At 62.1% G+C, this 21,473-nt stretch carries 21 protein-coding genes; 13 read left to right on the top strand and 8 right to left on the bottom strand.

Annotation, left to right across the window (positions count from 1 at the left end):
* Positions 1-138: 138 nt before the first annotated feature.
* Together fusA and tuf are read left to right on the top strand one after the other, a co-directional pair.
* The gene (gene fusA / locus V2B23_RS22015; RefSeq protein ID WP_138869600.1) at positions 139-2,241 is read left to right on the top strand and encodes an elongation factor G; all 2,103 of its coding nucleotides are present in this window, start codon (positions 139-141) and stop codon (positions 2,239-2,241) included.
* 133 nt (positions 2,242-2,374) lie between these two features.
* Complete coding sequence (tuf, locus tag V2B23_RS22020; RefSeq protein WP_430952270.1) at positions 2,375-3,565, top strand: elongation factor Tu; 1,191 nt, start codon at positions 2,375-2,377, stop codon at positions 3,563-3,565.
* 553 nt (positions 3,566-4,118) lie between these two features.
* Here the strand turns inward: tuf and V2B23_RS22025 are convergent.
* From V2B23_RS22025 to V2B23_RS22045, 5 genes are read right to left on the bottom strand one after another with little or no spacing between them, the layout of a single operon-like run.
* Positions 4,119-4,682: a hypothetical protein gene (locus V2B23_RS22025; protein WP_430952271.1), complete on the bottom strand. Its 564-nt coding sequence runs from the start codon at positions 4,680-4,682 to the stop codon at positions 4,119-4,121.
* Positions 4,679-5,695: a DUF6286 domain-containing protein gene (locus tag V2B23_RS22030; protein WP_430952272.1), complete on the bottom strand. Its 1,017-nt coding sequence runs from the start codon at positions 5,693-5,695 to the stop codon at positions 4,679-4,681. The genes V2B23_RS22025 and V2B23_RS22030 overlap by 4 nt, the downstream gene beginning before the upstream one ends.
* Positions 5,682-5,861, bottom strand: coding sequence for a hypothetical protein (locus V2B23_RS22035; protein WP_033236416.1), 180 nt, complete (start codon positions 5,859-5,861; stop codon positions 5,682-5,684). The genes V2B23_RS22030 and V2B23_RS22035 overlap by 14 nt, the downstream gene beginning before the upstream one ends.
* A gap of 1 nt (position 5,862) precedes the next feature.
* On the bottom strand, positions 5,863-6,210 hold the full coding sequence (locus V2B23_RS22040) for a hypothetical protein (RefSeq protein WP_430952273.1): 348 nt from the start codon (positions 6,208-6,210) through the stop codon (positions 5,863-5,865).
* Positions 6,207-6,671 (bottom strand): Asp23/Gls24 family envelope stress response protein, encoded by a 465-nt coding sequence (locus V2B23_RS22045; RefSeq protein WP_138869597.1) that lies wholly within the window; start codon positions 6,669-6,671, stop codon positions 6,207-6,209. The genes V2B23_RS22040 and V2B23_RS22045 overlap by 4 nt, the downstream gene beginning before the upstream one ends.
* Before the next feature lie 187 nt (positions 6,672-6,858).
* On the opposite strand from V2B23_RS22045, the gene V2B23_RS22050 reads away from it, so the two are divergent.
* Together V2B23_RS22050 and V2B23_RS22055 are read left to right on the top strand one after the other, a co-directional pair.
* Entirely contained in the window at positions 6,859-8,037 is a 1,179-nt protein-coding gene (locus V2B23_RS22050; protein WP_430952336.1) for an NAD(P)/FAD-dependent oxidoreductase, read from the top strand.
* A gap of 81 nt (positions 8,038-8,118) precedes the next feature.
* Positions 8,119-8,886, top strand: a complete 768-nt coding sequence (locus V2B23_RS22055) for a glutamate racemase (RefSeq protein ID WP_430952274.1) — start codon at positions 8,119-8,121, stop codon at positions 8,884-8,886.
* Between the two features lie 41 nt (positions 8,887-8,927).
* Here V2B23_RS22055 and V2B23_RS22060 read toward each other — a convergent pair whose 3' ends face one another.
* Positions 8,928-9,293 (bottom strand): SPW repeat domain-containing protein, encoded by a 366-nt coding sequence (locus tag V2B23_RS22060; RefSeq protein WP_430952275.1) that lies wholly within the window; start codon positions 9,291-9,293, stop codon positions 8,928-8,930.
* 320 nt (positions 9,294-9,613) lie between these two features.
* Here V2B23_RS22060 and V2B23_RS22065 point away from each other — a divergent pair, with 320 nt between their 5' ends.
* Both V2B23_RS22065 and V2B23_RS22070 read left to right on the top strand, forming a co-directional pair.
* Positions 9,614-10,360, top strand: coding sequence for a DNA alkylation repair protein (locus tag V2B23_RS22065; RefSeq protein ID WP_430952276.1), 747 nt, complete (start codon positions 9,614-9,616; stop codon positions 10,358-10,360).
* Positions 10,361-10,443: 83 nt separating this feature from the next.
* A complete protein-coding gene (locus V2B23_RS22070; RefSeq protein WP_430952277.1) occupies positions 10,444-11,688 on the top strand; it encodes a glycosyltransferase family 87 protein in 1,245 nt (414 codons plus the stop codon).
* Here the strand turns inward: V2B23_RS22070 and V2B23_RS22075 are convergent.
* Positions 11,672-12,727 carry a 2Fe-2S iron-sulfur cluster-binding protein gene (locus tag V2B23_RS22075; RefSeq protein WP_430952278.1) on the bottom strand — a complete coding sequence of 352 codons (1,056 nt, stop codon included), beginning with the start codon at positions 12,725-12,727 and terminating at the stop codon, positions 11,672-11,674. The genes V2B23_RS22070 and V2B23_RS22075 overlap by 17 nt on opposite strands.
* A gap of 364 nt (positions 12,728-13,091) precedes the next feature.
* Between V2B23_RS22075 and mdo the strand changes: the two genes are divergently transcribed.
* The 7 genes from mdo to V2B23_RS22110 all read left to right on the top strand — a co-directional run bounded on the left by mdo (position 13,092) and on the right by V2B23_RS22110 (position 20,920).
* Entirely contained in the window at positions 13,092-14,366 is a 1,275-nt protein-coding gene (gene mdo, locus V2B23_RS22080) for an NDMA-dependent methanol dehydrogenase (RefSeq protein ID WP_033236488.1), read from the top strand.
* Between the two features lie 87 nt (positions 14,367-14,453).
* On the top strand, positions 14,454-15,536 hold the full coding sequence (locus V2B23_RS22085) for a MadB family AAA-type ATPase (RefSeq protein WP_430952279.1): 1,083 nt from the start codon (positions 14,454-14,456) through the stop codon (positions 15,534-15,536).
* Positions 15,533-17,050 carry a MadC family VWA domain-containing protein gene (gene madC / locus V2B23_RS22090; RefSeq protein ID WP_430952280.1) on the top strand — a complete coding sequence of 506 codons (1,518 nt, stop codon included), beginning with the start codon at positions 15,533-15,535 and terminating at the stop codon, positions 17,048-17,050. The genes V2B23_RS22085 and madC overlap by 4 nt, the downstream gene beginning before the upstream one ends.
* 41 nt (positions 17,051-17,091) lie before the next feature.
* A complete protein-coding gene (locus tag V2B23_RS22095) occupies positions 17,092-17,415 on the top strand; it encodes a hypothetical protein (RefSeq protein WP_430952281.1) in 324 nt (107 codons plus the stop codon).
* A gap of 274 nt (positions 17,416-17,689) precedes the next feature.
* Positions 17,690-18,832, top strand: coding sequence for an iron-containing alcohol dehydrogenase (locus V2B23_RS22100; RefSeq protein WP_430952337.1), 1,143 nt, complete (start codon positions 17,690-17,692; stop codon positions 18,830-18,832).
* A gap of 13 nt (positions 18,833-18,845) precedes the next feature.
* Positions 18,846-20,216 (top strand): MadS family sensor histidine kinase, encoded by a 1,371-nt coding sequence (locus V2B23_RS22105; protein ID WP_430952282.1) that lies wholly within the window; start codon positions 18,846-18,848, stop codon positions 20,214-20,216.
* Positions 20,216-20,920 (top strand): MadR family response regulator transcription factor, encoded by a 705-nt coding sequence (locus V2B23_RS22110; RefSeq protein ID WP_430952283.1) that lies wholly within the window; start codon positions 20,216-20,218, stop codon positions 20,918-20,920. The genes V2B23_RS22105 and V2B23_RS22110 overlap by 1 nt, the downstream gene beginning before the upstream one ends.
* Here the strand turns inward: V2B23_RS22110 and V2B23_RS22115 are convergent.
* Positions 20,917-21,414 (bottom strand): GbsR/MarR family transcriptional regulator, encoded by a 498-nt coding sequence (locus V2B23_RS22115; RefSeq protein WP_430952284.1) that lies wholly within the window; start codon positions 21,412-21,414, stop codon positions 20,917-20,919. The two genes, V2B23_RS22110 and V2B23_RS22115, sit on opposite strands and share 4 nt — an antisense overlap.
* Positions 21,415-21,473 lie beyond the last annotated feature (59 nt).

Below are 21,473 nucleotides of genomic sequence, written 5' to 3' on the forward strand. Positions count from 1 at the left end.
ATCGGGCCGGTTAAATCCGGGCAGAGGTGGTCGGGTTGCCACGGCAGAGACATAATTGAAAGACCATGGCCTTGACGGTGGAACACACCGGATACGGCCGACACCCGAAAAACCAAGCAACGAGCGGGGAAGAAACCTGTGGCACAGGAAGTGCTGACTGACCTGAACAAGGTCCGCAACATCGGCATCATGGCGCACATCGATGCCGGCAAAACCACCACCACCGAGCGCATCCTGTTCTACACCGGTGTCAATTACAAGATCGGTGAGACGCACGACGGTGCGTCGACGACGGACTGGATGGAGCAGGAGAAGGAACGCGGCATCACGATCACGTCTGCCGCCGTGACTTGCTTCTGGAACAACAACCAGATCAACATCATCGATACCCCCGGCCACGTCGACTTCACGGTCGAGGTGGAGCGGTCGCTGCGCGTGCTCGACGGCGCAGTTGCTGTGTTCGACGGTAAAGAGGGTGTCGAGCCGCAGTCCGAGCAGGTGTGGCGTCAGGCTGCCAAGTACGACGTTCCGCGTATCTGCTTCGTCAACAAGATGGACAAGATGGGCGCGGATTTCTACTTCACCGTGCAGACCATCATCGACCGTCTCGGCGCGAAGCCGCTCGTTCTCCAGCTGCCCATCGGCGCTGAGGACGACTTCGACGGCGTCGTCGACCTGGTCGAGATGCGTGCCATCACCTGGCGCGGCGTAGTTCCGACCGGTGCACTGCCGACCATCGAAGAGATCCCCGCGGACCTCGTCGAGAAGGCTGCAGAGTACCGCGAGAAGCTGCTCGAAACCGTTGCCGAGTCCGACGAAGCTCTCATGGAGAAGTACTTCGGCGGCGAAGAGCTCACGGTCGAGGAAATCAAGGGCGCCATCCGCAAGATGACGGTCGCTTCCGAGCTGTACCCGGTTATCTGTGGCTCCGCGTTCAAGAACAAGGGCGTTCAGCCCATGCTCGACGCAGTCATCGATTACCTGCCCAACCCGCTGGATATCGGCGAGGTTGTCGGCCACAAGCTCAATGACGAAGAAGTAGAGATCACTCGCAAGCCGAGCAAGGAAGAGCCGTTCTCGGCTCTCGCCTTCAAGATCGCTGCTCACCCGTTCTTCGGCAAGCTGACCTTCGTCCGCGTGTACTCGGGTCGTATCGATCCGGGCGCTCAGGTGCTCAACGCAACCAAGGGCAAGAAGGAGCGCATCGGAAAGCTCTTCCAGATGCACGCCAACAAGGAGAACCCGGTAGAAGAGGCCGTAGCCGGCCACATCTACGCAATGATCGGTCTCAAGGACACCACCACCGGTGACACCTTGTGCGATCAGGCGAACCCCATCGTCCTCGAGTCGATGTCGTTCCCCGCGCCGGTCATCCAGGTCTCCATCGAGCCCAAGACCAAGTCCGACCAGGAAAAGCTGGGCATCGCGATCCAGAAGCTCGCCGAAGAGGACCCGACCTTCTCGGTCGAACTCGACGACGAGACCGGTCAGACCGTCATCGGCGGCATGGGCGAGCTCCACCTCGACATCCTCGTCGACCGTATGCGTCGCGAGTTCAAGGTCGAGGCCAACGTCGGCAAGCCGCAGGTTGCGTACCGCGAGACCATCACCAAGACGGTCGAGAAGCACGACTACACCCACAAGAAGCAGACGGGTGGCTCGGGCCAGTTCGCAAAGGTCATCATCGCTCTGGAGCCTTTCGTGGGCGAAGACGGTGCTACCTACGCATTCGAGAACAAGGTCTCCGGCGGACGTATCCCGCGCGAGTACATCCCCTCCGTGGATGCAGGCGCACAGGACGCGATGCAGTACGGTGTTCTCGCCGGCTACCCGCTCGTGAACCTGAAGCTGTCGCTGCTCGATGGTGCTTACCATGACGTCGACTCCTCGGAAATGGCGTTCAAGGTTGCCGGTTCGCAGGCACTGAAGGAAGCCGCCCGCAAGGCCGGCCCCGTCATTCTCGAGCCCCTTATGGCTGTCGAGGTCACAACGCCCGAGGAGTACATGGGCGACGTGATCGGCGATATCAACTCCCGCCGTGGCCAGATCCAGGCCATGGAGGAACGCAGTGGTGCCCGTGTCGTGAAGGCGCTGGTTCCGCTCTCGGAGATGTTCGGTTACATCGGTGACCTGCGGTCCAGGACCCAGGGCCGGGCGAACTTCTCCATGGTGTTCGATTCCTACGCAGAGGTTCCCGCGAACGTCTCGAAGGAAATCATCGCCAAGGCGACGGGCGAGTAAGCAGTAAGTACTGCGAGCTCCCCAGCCCGCGCCGGTAAGTAACCTCGGTTGCTTTCGGCACGAAGCACGACCAAGTAATAACCAACCGCACTGCTGCATACGGCAAGCAATTATCAGTCCAGGAGGACACAAAGTGGCGAAGGCGAAGTTCGAGCGGACGAAGCCGCACGTGAACATCGGCACCATCGGTCACGTCGACCACGGCAAGACCACGACGACGGCGGCCATCACCAAGGTGCTTGCGGATGCTTTCCCCGACCTGAACGAGGCTTCGGCCTTCGATCAGATCGACAAGGCTCCCGAGGAAAAGGCTCGCGGCATCACGATCAACATCTCGCATGTTGAGTACCAGACGGATAAGCGCCACTACGCGCACGTCGATGCACCGGGTCACGCCGACTACATCAAGAACATGATCACCGGCGCGGCTCAGATGGACGGCGCTATCCTCGTCGTTGCAGCCACCGATGGCCCGATGCCCCAGACGCGCGAGCATGTCCTGCTCGCTCGCCAGGTTGGCGTTCCGTACATCCTCGTCGCCCTGAACAAGGCCGACATGGTTGACGACGAAGAGATCCTCGAGCTCGTCGAGATGGAGGTCCGCGAACTGCTGGCCGGCCAGGAATTCGACGAGGACGCCCCGGTCATCCCGATCTCGGCACTCAAGGCACTCGAGGGTGACCCGAAGTGGACCCAGTCCATCCTCGACCTCATGGCTGCTGTCGACGAGTCCATCCCGACTCCGGTTCGTGAGACCGAGAAGCCCTTCCTCATGCCTGTCGAGGATGTCTTCACGATCACCGGCCGTGGCACCGTTGTCACCGGTCGTATCGAGCGTGGCGTTGTCAACGTGAACGAGGAGGTGGAGATCGTCGGCATCAAGGAGACCTCCACCAAGACCACCGTCACGGGCATCGAAATGTTCCGCAAGCTGCTCGACTCGGGCCAGGCCGGCGACAACGTCGGACTGCTCGTTCGTGGCATCAAGCGCGAAGATGTCGAGCGTGGACAGGTTGTCGTCAAGCCGGGCACCACGACTCCCCACACGGAGTTCGAGGGCCAGGCATACATCCTGTCGAAGGACGAGGGCGGCCGCCACACCCCGTTCTTCAACAACTACCGCCCGCAGTTCTACTTCCGTACCACGGACGTTACGGGCGTCGTGACGCTGCCTGAGGGCACCGAGATGGTCATGCCCGGTGACAACACCGAGATGTCCGTCAAGCTCATCCAGCCTGTCGCCATGGACGAGGGCCTGCGCTTCGCAATTCGCGAAGGCGGCCGTACGGTCGGCGCCGGCAAGGTTGCCAAGATCATCAAGTGAGACTCTTGTCTTGCTAGCTGATTCATAGCACGCACAGAAAGGCGCTCATTCCCTTCGGGGAGTGAGCGCCTTTCTTGTGTGTTCACCGCTAGCGTTTTCGCGTTGGACTACGTCCTTGGCTTGCCAGACTCGGTTGTGCCGCCCGTCGGTGCTGAGTGAGGATGCTCGCGCCCACCAACTGATCGATCGCGATTTGCGCGTTCGCCCCCGTTATTCCGAGGACGGATGCAGCGAGCTTGGTGTCTACGACAGGTTGGCGGAGGATGAAGTCCACCAGGCGGTGTACCGCCGTGTCTCGCCGTGCTGTCACGAGGGTGCGCCAGTGGGCGCGCACTGATTCCGTCGTTAGACGGTCGTCGAGATATTGGAAACTCTGAGGCGGCGGCCGATACACCTCAGCGTGTCGAGTGGTCCATTGATGTTCCGGAAGTCGGCCGACCCGGTCCATTAGTGCCGCAGCCAGGAGCCATGTTCCCGATGTCGCCGGCCCTAGGTCGCCGGTGGCGTGTCTGTGTGAAGTGAGGGTGCTGGCACTCGGGAACTGCCGCCGAGCCTACTGTGCGGCGTCCACCCGATCGAGGTGGAGCAGAACCTGTACCGCAACATCCGAACCGTCGAGGTTGCGGCGCGTAGTCGACGCAATGTTCTCGGCGCTGGTGGTGAAATCGACGACGTTGATTCCGGGATCGGCGTTGACCACCACGGAGAGCGTCGGGAGCCCCCGGTCTACGGTGGCTCGGCCCTTAGTGGCGCGGACTCCAGGCAATTGTGCGAGTTCAGCTGCAACACCATCGGCGATCGGACCGAGATCAACACTGATTTCGGTGCCGGACTGTGCATGTCGGAGTGTTACCGCTCGCGCGCGGCGCAGTCGAAGGTTGAGATACAGCAAGCCGAATCCGGCAATAATGCAGAAGACAAAAGTTCCGGTGAGAACCCAATGCCACCAGGGTTGCTCGGGAATTCCGAGGAGTGTCGGTCGGTCCAGCCGTGATACCCACGTCCGGATCAGGCGGACGCCGGCATCCCAGGCGATGATGTACGCACCGGCGACGACGAGGGCAATGCCGATGATCAGCACAACGATTCGGTCGAGCGCGGCTATGTAGCGGTTCACGATTCGACCTTCTGTTTTGCAGCGATTTCTCGGGCGAGAACGGTCAGGCGTACGGGTCGCTGTAGGACGTCGAGGTGCGGTTGAACTGCTGTTTCGACGGCCGTGATCAGTGTGTCGCGATCCCCGCCGACGGTATCGATATGGACCTTGGCGTGTTTGCGGTCGACGCTGGTGTGGGCGCGTTCGACGCCGGGCACCGTTGCGGCCTGTCCACTGCACATGCGGGCGATGTCGGTCGGGCGCATCCAGACGGTACCGGCATTCGGGTTCCCTAGTGGCACATGGGTTTTAGCGCGTCGCTTCATCGCTGTCATGATCAGGACGACGCCGGCGACTACTGCTGCGATTGCCGTCGGCAGTAGCCACGTCTGCCAGTGCAAACGTGATGCCCATTCAACGGAGTTCGCGATCCACGGCGCCGATTCGAAGGTGCCGCGATTGATGAACCATTCACGTGATACTACAAAGGCGAGGCCGAGTAATCCGAACGCGATCACTACTGCCGATACCGCTGCGGCGGGTGCGGCGGCAGGCGTTCGAGGGGGTGTCCACTGTGAAACCGGTTGCTCGGCAGTGTCTTCGGGAATGCTGATGCCCGGAACGGCGCTGTCTTCGGGGACGGTGGTTGCAGCGATCAGGACGTTCATTTCGTGCAGTGGATAGCCGGTGAGGGATTCGACACTCGTGGCGACCTCGTCGTGCACGCGACCTGTCAGCTCGACAACAGAGCACGGCCAGTTGACGGCAAGGAAGAGATTGACCGATACGGCGTCGGAGCCCATCGCGATGTCTGCCCGCGGCAGTTCCCGTCCGGTCAACTTGCTGAGTCCGCCGGTTTGCCGGACAACTCCGGGGACTGTGATCGCGGCGGCTGTCGCGATTTTCGACATCGCGCGGTCCTTGATGACCAGCACGCCGCGAAGGCCGGGGTCAACAGGGTCCGGTGTTGACGGGCCCGGTGTCGAGATGCCCGGCGTCGAGGGGGTGGGTGTGGTGGACTCAGCCACGGCCACGGCTTCGGAGAATGGCGCCGAGGTCGAGGTGGCCGTCGCGGTGCGCGCCGATCGCCATACCGGCTGCTCCGAGTAGGACGGCAAAAAGGAATCCGCTGAACCCGCCCAGAATTCCGGCGAGGGCGAGGAGCAGACCGACCAACAGGCCGACTGTCGTGCTGTTCACATCAGTTCCTTTCTTCGATGAGGGGTGCGCGGTGATCGTCGGGGTTGTATTGATCGTCAGGGTGGCTGACGTCCCCGACGGTGACGGTGATCGGTACGTCGATGACCTGCCCGACCGCGTCACGGACGTGCTGCGCGACGGTCACGACGTTTGCCGGGTAAGCGACGGATATATGTACGTTGCAACCGGTTTCGTCGATGACCACGCCGGTGACGCGTTTGCCCGGGAGGTAGGTTCCCACTTCACCGAACTCGCCGCCGTGCAGTGCGGCGACACCGTAAACGCCCAGCGCGGCGTCGGCGACGGTTTCGGCTGCCTTACCGAGATCGATCCGTTCGGGACCGCTCACTGAACTCTCGGCTTCGCTTCCGGTTCGGTGCCCGGGTTCTCGGCTTCGCCGAAGAGCATGACATCGAAGACGGTGATGTTGACTTCGGTGACTTCGAGGCCGGTCATTCTTTCGACTGCCGCTATGACGTTGCGCCTGATTCCGAGTGCCAACTCGTGGAGGGCGACGCCGTATTCGGCGACGATTCCGATGTCGATCGCGGCCTGCTTCTCGCCGACCTCGACGGCAACGCCCTGGGCGTGATTGACGCGGGCCCCTGGGATGCGGTCGCGGAGTGCGCCGACTGCGCGTGCTGTACCGCCGCCGACGTCGTACACGCCGTTGATCTCGCGGGTGGCTATGCCGGCGATCTTGGCGACCACGGCGTCGGCGATGATCGTTTTGCCCTGCGTGCTGTGGAGCGCGGCGCCGCCGTCCGCGCCGAACTGGACGCTGCTGCTTCCACTGGAATCGCTGGTCATGCGGTGCTCCCTGCTCGAGTTTCAGTGTGTGCGTCTCACCTGTCGTCAACTCTAGTGACAACCGCTGCTTCCCAGCGGGTGCACCACACCTACGTCCGAATTTGGTATGACAGAGTCTGACGTTATTACGTGACGGCTCTCATAGTGGGCGCCGATAGTGACGCAAGATCAGACGGGTGGGTGTGTGGTGGCACGGATTGTGATCGTGGGCGCAGGTTTGTCGGGGCTACGAGCCGCGGAGGAGCTGCGGCGCGCGGGTTTCGAGGGCGAGATAGTGCTCGCAGGCGGTGAGACGCATCTGCCGTACGACCGTCCGCCGCTGTCCAAGGAGGTCATCCGTGGCGACAAGGACGAGACGACTCTGCGTCCGGCGGAGTTCTTCACCGAGAACACGATCGACTTGAAGCTCGGTTCGCCGGCACTGTCGGTGGATACCGCATCCAAGACCGTCGCGTTTGGCGACGGTTCGGAGTTGACGTACGACGATCTGATCATTGCCACGGGGCTGACTCCCCGGCGCATCAGCGGTCTGCCTGAGCTCGCGGGTGTGCATGTCCTGCGTTCGATCGAAGAAGCACTTGCCCTGCGTGCGGATCTTGCGCCGGGCAAGCGAGCGCTGATCGTCGGCGCCGGTTTCATCGGCTGCGAGTTGGCGTCGAGCATGAAGTCCCACGGAGTTGACGTCGTTCTGCTCGAACCGCAGCCGACGCCGCTCGCATCGGTGCTCGGCACGACGGTTGGCGCTCTGGTCGAGCGGCTACATCGCGACGCGGGTATCGACGTCCGGGTCGGCGTCGGGCTGGAGACTTTGTCCGGCGACGGCGTCGTCGACACGGCTGTTCTCGGTGATGGTTCCGAAATTGCCGTCGACGTGGTTGCCATTGGCGTCGGATCATTGCCGGTGACGGACTGGCTCGCAGATTCGGGGATCGAACTCGGCAACGGAGTGCTGTGCGACGCGGTGGGCCGGACAAATGTCGAGAACGTGTGGGCAATCGGTGACGTGGCCGCGTGGACGATCGGGGAAGCGCGAAAGCGCGTCGAACACTGGAGCAATGCCGGGGATCAGGCAAAGATCCTTGCCGGGGCGTTGACCGGTACCGGAGACGCGAATGCGCCCGCGCAGGTTCCGTATTTCTGGAGCGATCAATACGACGTGAAGATTCAGGCGCTGGGAACGGTGTCGTCCACCGATCAGGTGCATATCGTCAAGGACGACGGCCGCAAGTTTGTCGCCTACTACGAGCGTGACGGAGTGTTGGCAGCCGTTGTCGGCTGTGGCAGTCCGGCGGCTGTGATGAAGATGCGCGCGAAGATCGCTGCGGGTACTCCGATCGCCGAGGTGTTGGAAGCCGCAGCAGTGTGAGTTGACGGACAGAGTGTGAGTTGATGGACAGGGCTGCGAGCTGATGCGGCTCGGTCGGGTTCGGGACGCTAGATTTGTTCGGTGATCGTTGCGCTCATCGACTCGGGACTAGGTTTGCTCCCGACTTCCGCTTGGCTTCGCCGCCTACGTCCCGAACTGGATCTGGTGCTGTCCTTGGATCCTGACGGTGCACCATGGGGGCCGAAGCCGGCGCCGTGGGTGATCGACCGGGTGCTCGGTGCCGTGGCGCGAAGTCTCGACCGGGGCGCGGAAGTCATCGTGCTGCCATGCAACACGGCAAGTGTGACGGCGCTCGAGCATGTCCGGGAGCTGGTCGGGCCTGGCATTCCGGTAATCGGGACGGTACCGGCGATCAAACCAGCGGCTGCCGTGTGTGAGTCGGTGGCGATCTGGGCCACGGCGGCAACCACGGCCAGCCGCTATCAGGCAGATCTGATCGCGGAATTCGCTGATGGAACCGAAGTGGTCGGTGTCGCGTGCCACGGCTTGGCCGACGCCATCGACCGAGGCGACCGAGCTGGCGCCTTGGCCGCGATCGGCGACGCAGCGGCCCGGACACCAGACGGAGTGGAAGGTGTAGTTCTGGGCTGCACCCATTACCCCTTGCTGCGGGACGAGATTGTTGCCGCGCTACCCGAAGGGGTCCTGCTCTTCGACAGCGCCGAGGCCGTCGCACGGCAGACACTGCGCCGTATCGACGCAGCCGCAATGGACACTCCCGTTGGTTCCGGGACGGTCGAGGTGTTCGTGAGCGGTCGCCCAGGCAGCCTTCCGTCCAGCGCCGAAGCATTCGACGCTGGACGGTTACTGGGAGCAATCAGGGCCTGACCACTCTGCACTAATGGGCGGCCACTTCCGTGGTCACTGCACTAATGGGCGGCCACTCCGTGGTCGCCGTGATGCATTCTGGCGGCCATCATCGGCATCGCACTCACTGCCACCACTACGGTGAGGACTCCGACAACCCAGGCTGTCCAGGCTGCGCCTTCGAGGGCGTGGAAGTTCATGACCCAGGGGGAGATGAACATCAGAACGCCGAAGACACCCATCGCGTAGTCGGCGACGGCCATGGCCGGTCGTGCCATGTGAGCCAGGCCGGCGAGTGCAACGAGCACACCCAGGACGATCAGTGACCACATAGCCCGGTCGTTGGTGGTCAACCAAATCGGCGACAGTGCGGCAAAGACACCGAGTACCACGGCTACGGCATCCTGCATTCGATTCCACGACTTCATGGCGAAACCTCCTCGAGCGAAAAGACTCTTTCACTCTCGAGTAGACGCCTTCCTGAGGTCGAGTTCAACTCTCCGACAATTGCATTCGGGTTGCAGTTACCTGCACGTGGAGCCGGTTTGTATCAAGATTTGTGATCATAGGTGCGAGCTGCGACCAGGCCGCGCGGGGCGGTGGCTGCGATGTGGCCGGAGAGCGCCATGAGTGTGAGTGTGGTGAAGGCCAGTGCGGTTGCGAGCATGGTATTCAGTGTTGCCCACCAGGCTGTGGCTACCTGGGGCGTTCGATGTGAGGACGCTGTGAATTGTGAGATCGTGTCGGCATGGGTGATCTGAGTGCTCGTGCGGTGTGCGAGGCGTTGGCCGACCTGTCCGATCCGAAGGATGCCGTTCACCTTCAGCGGTTCTTCAAGACCGGGCCGGGGGAGTACGGCGAGGGCGACGTCTTCATCGGAGTTCGGGTGCCCAAGACACGTTCTGTGGTCAAGCGGTTCGGCGATCTCGAGTTGGAAGAAGTGCGTGTGCTGCTCGACAGCGAAGTTCACGAGCATCGCCTCGCCGGCCTGTTGATTCTGGTAACGCAGTTCGAGAAGGTAAGCAGGCAGCGTTCTTTCGACGACGAAGCCCGACGCACAATCGTCGAGTTCTACCTCGACGCGGTGACGCGTGGGCGGGTGAACAATTGGGACCTGGTCGATTCGTCGGCTGGTCAGATCCTCGGCGGATGGTTGTTCGATCGGGACCGAAGCCTGGTGTTCGAGCTCTCGGATTCGGGCGACCTGTGGCGTCGGCGCGTGGCCTTGTTGACCACGTACGGCTTCATCACACGGGGAGACGCGTCGACAACCCTCGAGCTCGCGGCGTCCGTCCTCGATGATCGTCGTGATCTGACTCAGAAAGCGATGGGTTGGATGCTGCGTGAGGTGGGCAAACGCATCGACCGGGGTTTGTTGACCGGGTTTCTGGAGTTGCACGCGCAGAACATGGGTCGTACCGCGTTGAGCTATGCGTGTGAGCACCTCAGTGCGGAGGAGCGGACGCATTTTCGGTCGCTCCGTGCGCCGGTGTGAGACTTTGCCGTAACGGTCTGTGACACGATCGAGAGGTGCCGGCCTCCTCAGCTCGACTAGTTACAGCGACAACCATCGCGTCGATGCTTACGGCAGCTTGCGTGGTGTTGGCATATCTGGTGTACGTCGTGCGCGCTGTCGAACCTGTCGATTTCCTCGTCTATCGCTACGCAGTCGAGAAGTTTGCCAGTGGCGGCGACATCTATGCCGGGAACTTGTTCGGTCCGATGATCGAGCCCGAGGGAATGCCGTTCACCTACACGCCGTTTGCGGTGTTGTTGTTGTGGCCGACAGCGTTTTTCGACTGGTGGACTTCGTACCTTCTGTGGTCGCTTCTGTGCATTCTGCTGGTGGCGTGGACGGTTGCGCGGTTCACTCCGAGGTGGGTTCGCTTGCGTCCGTTGGTCGTGGCGGCACTTCTGATGGGAGTGTCGGTGACACCGACGGTCAGCGCGCACATCTCGTTCGGTCAGGTGAATCTGTTGTTGATGGCACTGGTGCTGTTCGACATCACCCGACGCGACACTTCGATACTCGGCCGGTATTTCCCGCGTGGACTGTTGATCGGCGTTGCGACCGCGATCAAGCTGACTCCGGGGTTGTTCATCGTCTACTTCGTGGTGACCCGGCAATGGCGACTGGCGATCTGGAGTTCGGTGGGTGCGGCCGCTGCCACTGTTGCTACCGCACTGGTCGATCCGGCGCTGAGCAGAACCTTCTGGACCGAAGTCGTATGGAGTTTGAGCGGCCGCGTGGATCTTACGGGCGAGGCGATTGCCAGTTCGGGCAACGGCTCGCTGCAGGGCACTCTGGCGGCGCTGGGTTCCTGGACGGATGCGGTGGTGATGCCGTTGATCGTGCTGGTCGGTGTAGCGGCACTGTGGATCGCGAGGCGGATATATCTCGACGGCCGTAGTGTCGACGCGGCGCTGGTGATCGGGTTGAGCGCGCCGATTCTGTCGCCGATCAGCTGGATTCATCACTGGGTGTACCTGATCCCGGCGGCGGTCACGATACTGTTCCGGCTGCGTTCGCGTCGGGGCGTCGCGGTTTTCGTTGCGGCTCTGGTGGTGATCTATTGCGGACCGAGTATGGGACAGCAGTTGATGGATGCGTCGCCGCTGCTCGTGCCGGTCGGGGTGATCTTGCGGGAGGGCTTCATCCTGGTCAGCTCCCTGGCGATTGTTGCTTTGTTGCAGATGCGGCCACGCCCGGACACAGTGTTCGGGGAAACTTCAGCGTCCGGGGAAAACGGTTCGGCCCCCGAATCCGAAGGGAATCAGGGGCCGAACAGTATCGAAGAATCCGGTGTCAGAACTCGATCTTGAGGCTGTCGGAGACAGGCTTGGCCTGGCAGCCCAGGATGTATCCGTTTGCGATGTCCTCGGCGTCGAGGATCTCGGAGTTGTCCATCTGCACTTCACCTTCGGTGACGGTGCAGGCGCAAGAGCCGCATTCGCCTTCCTGGCAGGAGTACGGCACGTCGAGGCCCTTGGCGAGCATGATGTCGACGAGGGTCTGCTTGCGGGGCCAGACGAGTGTGTGGGTTTCGCCGTCCAGTTCGACCTCGACCGTGGCGGCGTCGGCAGCTTCCTCGTCGGTGACCTCGGCGAGCTCGACGTCCTTGAACGGGTCGCCGGCGAGTGAGTTGAAGACCTCGGCGTGGACCTGTGTGCGGGGCATGCCGGCTTCGGCGAGTGCGTTGTGCACGGCGTCCATGAAGGGGCCGGGGCCACACATGAAGGCTTCGTACGCGACAAACGGCTTGGCCAGCGTTGCCAGCTGCGATACGACCGGGAGTCCCTGGACCGATTCGATCCAGTGGATGACGGTCAGGCGACCGGCGTACTTCGTTGCGAGTTCGCGAAGCTCTGCACCGAAGATGACGGACTTCTCGTCGCGGTTGGCGTACACGAGGACAACGTTGCCGCTGCCCTGGGTGAGAGCGGACTTGAGGATCGAGATCACCGGGGTGATGCCGCTGCCCGCGCCGAAGAGAAGAAAATCGTGATCGAGCGACTTGGGGGTGAACACACCGGAGGGCGGCAGCACTTCGATGGTGTCGCCGACCTGGACCTTGTCGCACAGCCAGTTGGAGCCGTAGCCGTCGACGGTTCGCTTGACGGTCACCTTCGGGGCGTCGTCGGTGAACGGCGAGCTGGCCAGGGAGTAGCACCGGGCAACGGACCCGGTCTGGTCGCTGGGGATGCGCAGGGTGAGGAACTGTCCGGGCTTGTAGTCGAACTTGCCCTTCAGGTCTGCGGGGATGTCGAACACCAGCGATCGGGCGTCCGAAGTCTCTTCCACGACTCCGGACACGGTGAGTACCGCCGATCGCGAGCTGTGCGGTACCTCGACTGTCGTCATCGCGAAGCAAGTCCTCTCGAGAAGCTGGGTAAAGCGCAGGTCAGTGAAATGCTGCAGGTAGAACATGTTCTAGTTCAATGCTAGCAGTGATGAAAAGCTACTGGGGATCCTAGCCGCGCGGCAAAACGTTCCCGATCAGCGGGAATCAGACCGTTCTCGATGGTCCCTGCCTGGCGGGCCGGGGCGGTCACGACCTGCCCGAACGGGCGGTTCGGTGACGGCGTCCGGGCGGTAATCGCAGCGAACTCTTCGGTTCGGACTGTCGGCCGGTCCACAGTGAAGTGCAGATGAGATGCCGATCACAACCAAGCGGCTTTCTATCACTCCCACCGTCACAGTCACGCATTCGCGAGGAGCAAAGAAGATGGCTATCGAGCTCAATCAGATCTGGGACTTCCCGATCAAGGAATTTCATCCATTCCCCCGCGCGCTCATGGGTGTGGGCGCTCACGACATCATCGGAGTCGAAGCCAAGAACCTCGGGTTCAAGCGCACCTTGTTGATGACGACAGGTCTGCGCGGCTCGGGAATCATCGAGGAACTGATCGGCAAGATCGAGTACCAGGGCGTCGAGGTGGTTCTCTACGACAAGGTGGAGTCCAACCCCAAGGACTACAACGTCATGGAGGCCGCGGCGCTCTACCAGAAAGAGAAGTGCGACTCGATCATCTCGATCGGTGGTGGCTCGAGCCACGACGCCGCCAAGGGTGCCCGCGTCGTGATCGCGCACGACGGTCGCAACATCAACGAGTTCGAGGGATTTGCCAAGTCCACGAACAAGGAGAACCCGCCGCACATCGCCGTATCCACCACGGCCGGTACGGGTTCCGAGACGTCGTGGGCGTACGTCATCACCGACACGTCGGACATGAACAACCCGCACAAGTGGGTGGGCTTCGACGAGGCGACCATCGTGACTCTCGCGGTCGACGACCCGCTGCTCTACTACACCTGCCCGCAGCACTTCACGGCCTACTGCGGATTCGACGTACTTGCCCATGGCAGTGAGCCTTTCGTGTCTCGTCTCGATTTTGCGCCGTCCCTCGGTAACGCGATCTACTCGGTCGAGTTGGTCGCGAAGAACCTGCGCGAGGCTGTCTTCGAGCCGCGGAACCTCAAGGCCCGCGAGGGAATGATGAACGCGCAGTACATTGCCGGCCAGGCCTTCAACTCCGGCGGACTCGGAATCGTTCACTCGATCTCCCACGCGGTGAGCGCTTTCTTCGACAGCCACCACGGCCTGAACAACGCCATCGCGCTGCCTCGGGTGTGGGAGTACAACCTGCCCTCGCGCTACGAGCGTTACGCCCAGTTGGCCGGTGCTCTCGGTGTCGACACCCGCAACCTCACGACGGTGCAGGCCGCCGACGCTGCCGTCGAGGCTGCAATCCGTTTGGCCAAGGACGTCGGAATCCCCGACAACTTCGGTCAGGTGCGCACCGATTCGTACGCGAAGAACCAGATGAACACCAAGAAGTACGAGGGTCGTGGTGATGTCATCAAGGGTGACGAGAAGACTGTGCGCGCCATCTCCGAGCACATTCAGGACGACTGGTGCACCCCGGGCAATCCCCGTGAGGTCACCGTGGAGTCGATGATCCCGGTTGTCGATCACGCGATCAACAAGTCGTACTTCTGACAGGGCCTTCGGCCCCGTGCGCCTTTCCGGTAGCCCGCGCTACCAGAAAGGCGCACGTGGGGCTTTGCCCCCTATGAAAGGTGTTCAATGTCCAATCGCACTTTCTCCACCGGCGTCGAAGTGAAAGATGCGCTGCGCGAGCAGGACTACATCGCCGACGACGAGTTCGCGGTGGTAGTTCATCTTGCGACGGCATTGGGGCGTCCGCTCCTGCTCGAAGGTCCGGCCGGAGTCGGCAAGACGGAACTCGCGAAATCGCTGGCCGCGATCGGTGGACGCAAGCTCGTGCGATTGCAGTGCTACGAAGGCTTGGACGACAATCGGGCACTCTACGAATGGGACTACGCCAAGCAACTCCTGCACGTGCAGATGCTGCGCGACCGGATCAGCGATCAGGTCGCCGAGTTCGACAGTGTCACCGATGCGTCGAAGTTCCTGGCAGATCAAGATTTCGGTTTGTACTCCGAGAACTTCTTGTCGGTCAGGCCGTTGCTCGAGGCGATTCTGTCACCGGAACCGGTCGTGCTTCTGGTCGATGAAGTGGACCGCACCGAGGAATCCATGGAGGCGCTTCTCCTGGAAATTCTGGCCGAGCAGCAAATCACCATTCCCGAGGTCGGTACATTCGTGGCCCGGTCGCAGCCCTGGGTCATCTTGACGTCCAACGACACTCGTGAACTGTCTCCGGCGCTCAAGCGTCGGTGCTTGCACTACCATCTCGGCTACCCGACGTCCGAGCGCGAGCGTGAAATCGTCACCGCCCGCGCGCCCGAGGTCGATCAAGCCACCGCCTCCGAGGTCGTCGAACTGGCACGAATCCTGCGTGACCTTCCGCTGCGAAAGAGCCCGTCGATCTCCGAGGTGATCGACGCGGCAAGGGCGGCGACGGTTCTCGCGGCCAGTGGATTAGGTGCGTCGTCGGACGCCACGGTGCGCGACATCCTGCTGGCAGCGCTGCTCAAGTACTCGTCGGATGTGACGCTTGCGAAGGAACGATTCGACGGCAAAGTACTGGAGTCGCCGTCGCGTAACGGCGTGGAGCCAGTCGAACGTGCCACTGTCGCAAGCAAGCCCGCGAACACGACGACAGCGGTATTCCGGGGGACCGGCGGGCGGGATTCACATCAACAAGGGGTCCGTGGTGGCGGCGGACTCCGCTCGTCGCGATGACGATGCTCAGTGCTGCCGAAAAGCCGTCGTTTGTCCTCGACGTGGTGTCGGCGAGCTTCGGCAGATTGCTGAGGGCGGCCGGAGTGTCGGCGTCCCCGGCCGAGGTCATCGAGGTTCGGCGGGTGCTGGCGATGGTCGGGGCGTCGGATCGTGATGTCTTGCGGGCCTGCCTACGTTCGGTGTGCGCCAAGTATTCTCACGAGCAACCGGGCTTCGATCGGGCGTTCGACGCGTTGTTCCGCCCGATACGAGACGCCAAGAAGGCAGAACGGATCGCCTCCAGAGCGGAAGTGGCCGACGGTCTGCCCACCGCACTCGGTATCGACGAGGACCAGGAAGTCGGCCGCTACGCGGAGTACAACGAGCGTGCCGCCGAGGTGGGTGACTACTTCGATACTCCGGAGGCGGAGAAGGGATTCAATCCGCACAAGGACGACGACGATGTGTCGATGACGTCGAGTGATGCCGAACTGTCGGTGGATACCGGTTCCGAGACGGGTCGACGGGGAGTCAGCTACACAGTGGACGTGGACAGAGCGTCGTCGGCCGTAGTCGGCGACCTCAGTACGAGTGTTGCTGCAGCTGTGGTGGGTTCGTTGTCCTGGGATGATCCGACGTCGATTCTCGCGTGGCTCGACGCGTACGATCCCAGCAAGGCTTACGCAGACGTTTCCGATGACGGACCGCTGACGCAGGCGCAGTTGAATCGTCTGGTCGAAGCTGTCGAAGCGTTTGTTCAGGCGCTCTCCGCCGCTGCCCTCGCGGAGTCCGCTCCCGATGCGCCCGACAGTGAACCGGCTGCCGGTCCCTCTCGCAACGACGTCGAACTTGCGTGCCACGAGGTGTTGCGCCGGATGCGAGGACCGTCGAGGCCGCGCCCGCGCGAACGCTCTCGCGGACGTCTCGACATGCGGCGGACGGTACGGTCGAGTTTGCGGACCGACGGCATTCCCTTCCATCTTGTGGTGAAAGCGCCTCGCCCCGAACGCGTTCGGCTGTTGTTGATCGCGGACGTCTCGCTGTCGGTCAGGCCCGTCACCGCGTTCACCTTGAGGCTGGCCCAGGCAATGCATCGCCGTGCCGACCGCTGTGAGGTACTGGCCTTTGTCGATCGACCCGTCGACGTCACGGACACCCTGCTCGCCAGCAGTGGTGACGGCGCTCTGGCCGCGGTCCTGGCGCATCCAGGTTTGGACCTGGAAGCCAGCAGTGATTACGGGCGGGTGCTCACCGAATTGCTGGACGAGCACGGCAACGCCTTGAACTCACGAACGTCCGTCATCATTGTCGGTGACGGGCGATGCAACGGATTACCTCCGCAGGTGGAGAAGCTCGAAGAACTACGACGCAAGGTTCATCGCTTGGCCTGGATCACGCCGGAACCGCAGCGATACTGGAACCAGGCTTCGTGTGCGATGCCGGAGTACTCGAAGATCTGTGACGAGGTGGTGGTGGCTCGCGATGCCGCGCAGCTGATGACCAAGGCTGCGGAACTTGGCCACGCCCTTCGCTGAGGTGTGACAAGTAATCCGAGAGTGGTGATGTACTGACATCCATGACCGTGACGAAGGCAGAGAAGTCGACCCTGCGCTGGAAACCGGTACTGCTGCTGACGGTACTCGGCGCGGTATGCGGACTTGTTGCCTTGGGAGTGTTCCAGTGGTGGTGGCAGTCGTTGGCATCGCCGCACATCCTCACGGGCGGCGCATACTTTGATCCCGAGCCTGGTTTCACCGGACCCGGTTTCATGGACCTGTTCCCCGCAGAGCCTGCCCCGTGGTTGTATTCGGGTTTGGTCCTCGGACCGACCGTGGTCGGCTTGCTCGCCGGCATCGTGTTCGTGGTTATCGGCAGACGGGATCGTCGTCGTCACGAGTAAGGACCTCCGTGGAGGCGCGGCCGAGGCGTAAACACAGCACCTACCCGATCGGGTAGGTATTCACCTCTCCTTGGGCGGGTGTGTGTCCGTCGATGCCCGCGTAGTCTCGGAACCGGCGCTTGTTAAGTGGATCACAGACTCGGCGCCGGGTGAGAGGAGAGTGGGAGCCGTGTCGGTGGATGTTCCGGATGTCGTTGACGCAGGTGAACACCGTCGTGACGCAGGTGAGCACCGTCATGACGCAGGTGAGCACCGCCGAGACACTGCTGCCAGATTGGTCAAGTTCCACGCTCCGGAAATTGTGTTCGGCATCGGTTCCCTGGTCGAAGCCGCTCACGCAACTCTCCGATTCGGCGGTTCTCGCCCCTTTCTCGTTACCGATCCCGGCCTGGTCGAATCGGGATGGGTCAGTGAACTCGAGGCGCACTTGGCCGAGCAGGGGCTGCAGCCGACGGTCTGGGCGGGACTGACTCCCAACCCCAAGGACTACGAGATCGCGGCCGGCTTCGAGGTGTACCAGGAGGGCGAGTGCGACGTCATCATCGCGCTCGGCGGTGGGTCTGTCATCGATGCGGCAAAGGGTGTTGCGGTTCTGGCCGCAAACGGCGGAAACATCCTCGACTACGAGGGTGTCGATCAGGCGACCAAGCCGATTCCGCCCCTGGTGATGGTCCCGACCACGTCGGGTACGGGAGCAGATGTTTCTCAGTTCTGCATCGTCACGGACACTGCCCGGGGCACGAAGATCACGATCATCGGGCGAGCGTTGGTTCCCGATGTCACGGTCATCGATCCACGCTTGCTGACAACGATGCCCGAGTGGCTCAATGCCGCAACCGGATTGGATGCGTTGACGCACGGTATCGAGGCTTTTGTATCGCTCGCCCACAATCCGCTCACGGATCATCACGCACTGCGGGCAGTCGGCTTGGTCACCGAGAATCTGGTGCGCACGATTCACGAGCCGATGGAAATGGAAGCCCGATCCGTCATGGCTCAGGCGAGTCTCGAAGCTGGACTTGCCTTCACCAACGCGATTCTCGGCGCGGCTCATGCGATGAGTCATCAAGTGGGCGGCATGCTCGATCTCCCTCATGGCGTCATCAACGGGATCTTGCTTCCGCACGTCATTCGCTTCAATTCCACGACCGACGCGGCACCGTTCGTGGCAATTGCTGCGGCGCTGAACCTTCCGGAGCAACGTGGCAGTGCGCAAGAAGCCGCGTTGGCTGTGGCGGATCGCGTCGAGCGGCTTGCCCGTGAGGTCGGTGTCCCGAAGGGTTTGGCGGAATTGGGTGTTCGGGAAGAAGACTTGAGCCGCTTGGCAAGTTTTGCACTGCGTGATGCGTGCATGTCCACCAATCCGCGTGAAGCCACACAGGAACAGATGGTGGCCTTGTTCCGGAGCGCACTGTGAATCGGGCGAGATCATGACCGCAGACCTGTCCAGGCTCACCGGATTGCGTTCGGGGAAGAGCACTTTCTATCCGCAGTACCGCGGCGCTGCCGAACGGCTCGAGCGCGTCGTGCATGCGTTGGAGTTGATTTCGCGGGCGCTGGTTCGAACAGTCGACGGACCGGAGACATTGGTCTGTGCTGTTGCCGAGGCGGCGCGTGCTCATTTGAGTGCGCAGTGGGTGGTCTTTGCGCTCGCCGATGGCACCTTGCCCGACGCGGGGCCGCGACGATTGGTTCTCGGCCCGGACGCCACTCCGTTCCTGGTCGACAACGTCGAGGGTCCGCCGCTGCCGGATGACGTGGTGGATTGCCTCAACGACATTCGGTGCGGCAGTATCGAATCGAATTCCGTGGTCGATCCGCATTACGCGTTTGTGCCGATCGTGCTCGGGGGTGGTGTTGTCGGCGCCTTTGCAGCGTGGACTCCGCAGAATCGCACTCTCGATTCCACGGATGGCGCCGTTCTCAGCATCTTGGCCAGTCAAACGGCTGTTGCGCTGCAGAATTCGGCTTTGTATCAGCGTGGGCAACTTCTGTTGACGCGTGCCGAAGAGGCATTTGCCGAGGCCAATCGAACTGCCGCCGATCTGGCGGTGCGAAACAGCGAGCTGGAGTCGACACAACGTCAACTCGGGGTGGCGCACCGGCACCAGGTCGTCGACGACGAACGCCACCGCATCGCCCGTGAGCTGCACGACAGCGTGACCCAGGCGGTGCTGTCGGCGGGTATGCAGATCGAAGTGTGTCGCAGTGACATTCCCGACGCCGAGCGAAGTGAAAGACTGGATCTGGCAAAGGATCTGACCAGGCGGGCAGTGGAGCAACTGCGCTCGGCGATCTACGCGCTCAACCACTCGTCGGACGAAGACCGGACGTCGTTGCCGGAGATGCTCGAGCAGCTCAGCGTGGTCCACATGCCCGACGAATTGGCCGTAAGTCTCCGAGTCGGGGGCACGCCGGCCGAGCTTCCCGGTGGCACCGAACATGCATTGCTACGGATCGCGGGTGAAGCACTCTTCAACGCGGCCGTTCACGCCCACGCCACTCGGGCGGTTCTTCGGTTGACCTATCGCACGGATACCGTCGTCTTGTCCATCTCGGACGACGGTGACGGAGACCCAGCGCGGATGCGATTGATCCTCAAGCTTGCGGCGAGCAACGATCTCGACGGGCGGCACAGGGGCTTGGCCAACATGCAGTCCCGGGCACGCGAATTGGGTGGCACGCTCGATGTTCGTCGCGCGAGGATCGGGGGAGTCCAAGTGTTGGTTCGGGTGCCACTTGCCGGTGCGACCGAGCCCGACAGCGAAGATACCTGTCCCACAACCGAGATCGAGGAATGATGACTACAGCACGCCCCGTCTCCGCCGGCCACGTCGGGCCCAGAGATCCGTCGAGGCCCACCGAGAGTCGCGTTGTTCGTATCGTGCTCGTCGATGATCACGCGATACTGCGGCAAGGACTGCGGTCGGTGCTCGAGCGGGAGAACGACCTGCGCATTGTCGGCGAGGCATCGTCATTGCCGGAGGCATTGTCGGTTGTCGATCGGGTGAGCCCCGACATCGTCCTCATGGACCTCAAGCTCTCGGCAAGTTCGGACTACGAGGGATTGACGCTGTGCTCGCAGTTGTCCGTGGCGCATCCGAAACTCGGATTACTGGTACTCACAACATTTCTCGACGACCAACTGGTGGTTCGGGCTGTGCATGCGGGAGCTCGTGGATACGTAGTGAAAGACGTCGACACCACAGAACTGGTTCGTGCAATTCGGGCGGTCTCCCGTGGTGAGAGTGCGTTCGACTCGCGTAGTGCCTCCGCGGTGGTGCGCTCGTTGAACGGCCAGTCCACAACCAAGGACCGATTGACGGATCGCGAACTCGAAGTCCTGCGGTTGCTCGCAAACGGGTTGTCCAACATCAGGATCGGTGAGAGATTGTTCATCTCACCCACGACGGTGAAGTTCCACGTCAGCAACATCATGCGTAAACTCGAGGTGAGTCGGCGTGCCGAGGCAGTGTACGCGGCCAGCAAACAGGGATTGATCTAGACGCGAGTTGCTCGCCAGTCGGCCAGCATCCGCGGTATCTCCGCGGCCATGAAGTCGAAGAAGTCACGAAGGTCGGTCATCCGGTTGCCGCCGCGGGTGCCTTCACCGAGAACGCGAATGCCGTCTGCTGCCACTTCCGATACCTGGTACAGCGCAGACTGTTTGGTGACAAATGCGTCGGCCCACAGGTCTACGCTGACGCGGTAGTGCTGACGCCTCGATCCCGGAACGGCGACGCGTTCGATCAAACTGACCTGTAGTAGGTATCGCACCGCGCCGGAAATGGCTGCCGGGCTCACGCCGAGCGCCTCACCGAGATCGCCGGGAGTTGACGACTGCTGGTTGCTGGTCATCAAAGCCGCCCAGACGCGCGCGGGCATGGGCGGGAAGCCCATGTTGATCAGCACCAGCGAGAGGCGCTCGACCAACTGCCGGCTCTCGTCGGGATGGTCGGTCGGTTCATATCGGTCGGTCATGTCGGTCATGTCTGTCATTGGGGGGAGTGTCCGATCTTTACGTTTTTCTATCTTCACACATTTGTGAAATCAGCGTA

This window comes from Rhodococcus sp. 24CO, assembly GCF_050586165.1.
Lineage (GTDB): Bacteria > Actinomycetota > Actinomycetes > Mycobacteriales > Mycobacteriaceae > Rhodococcus_F.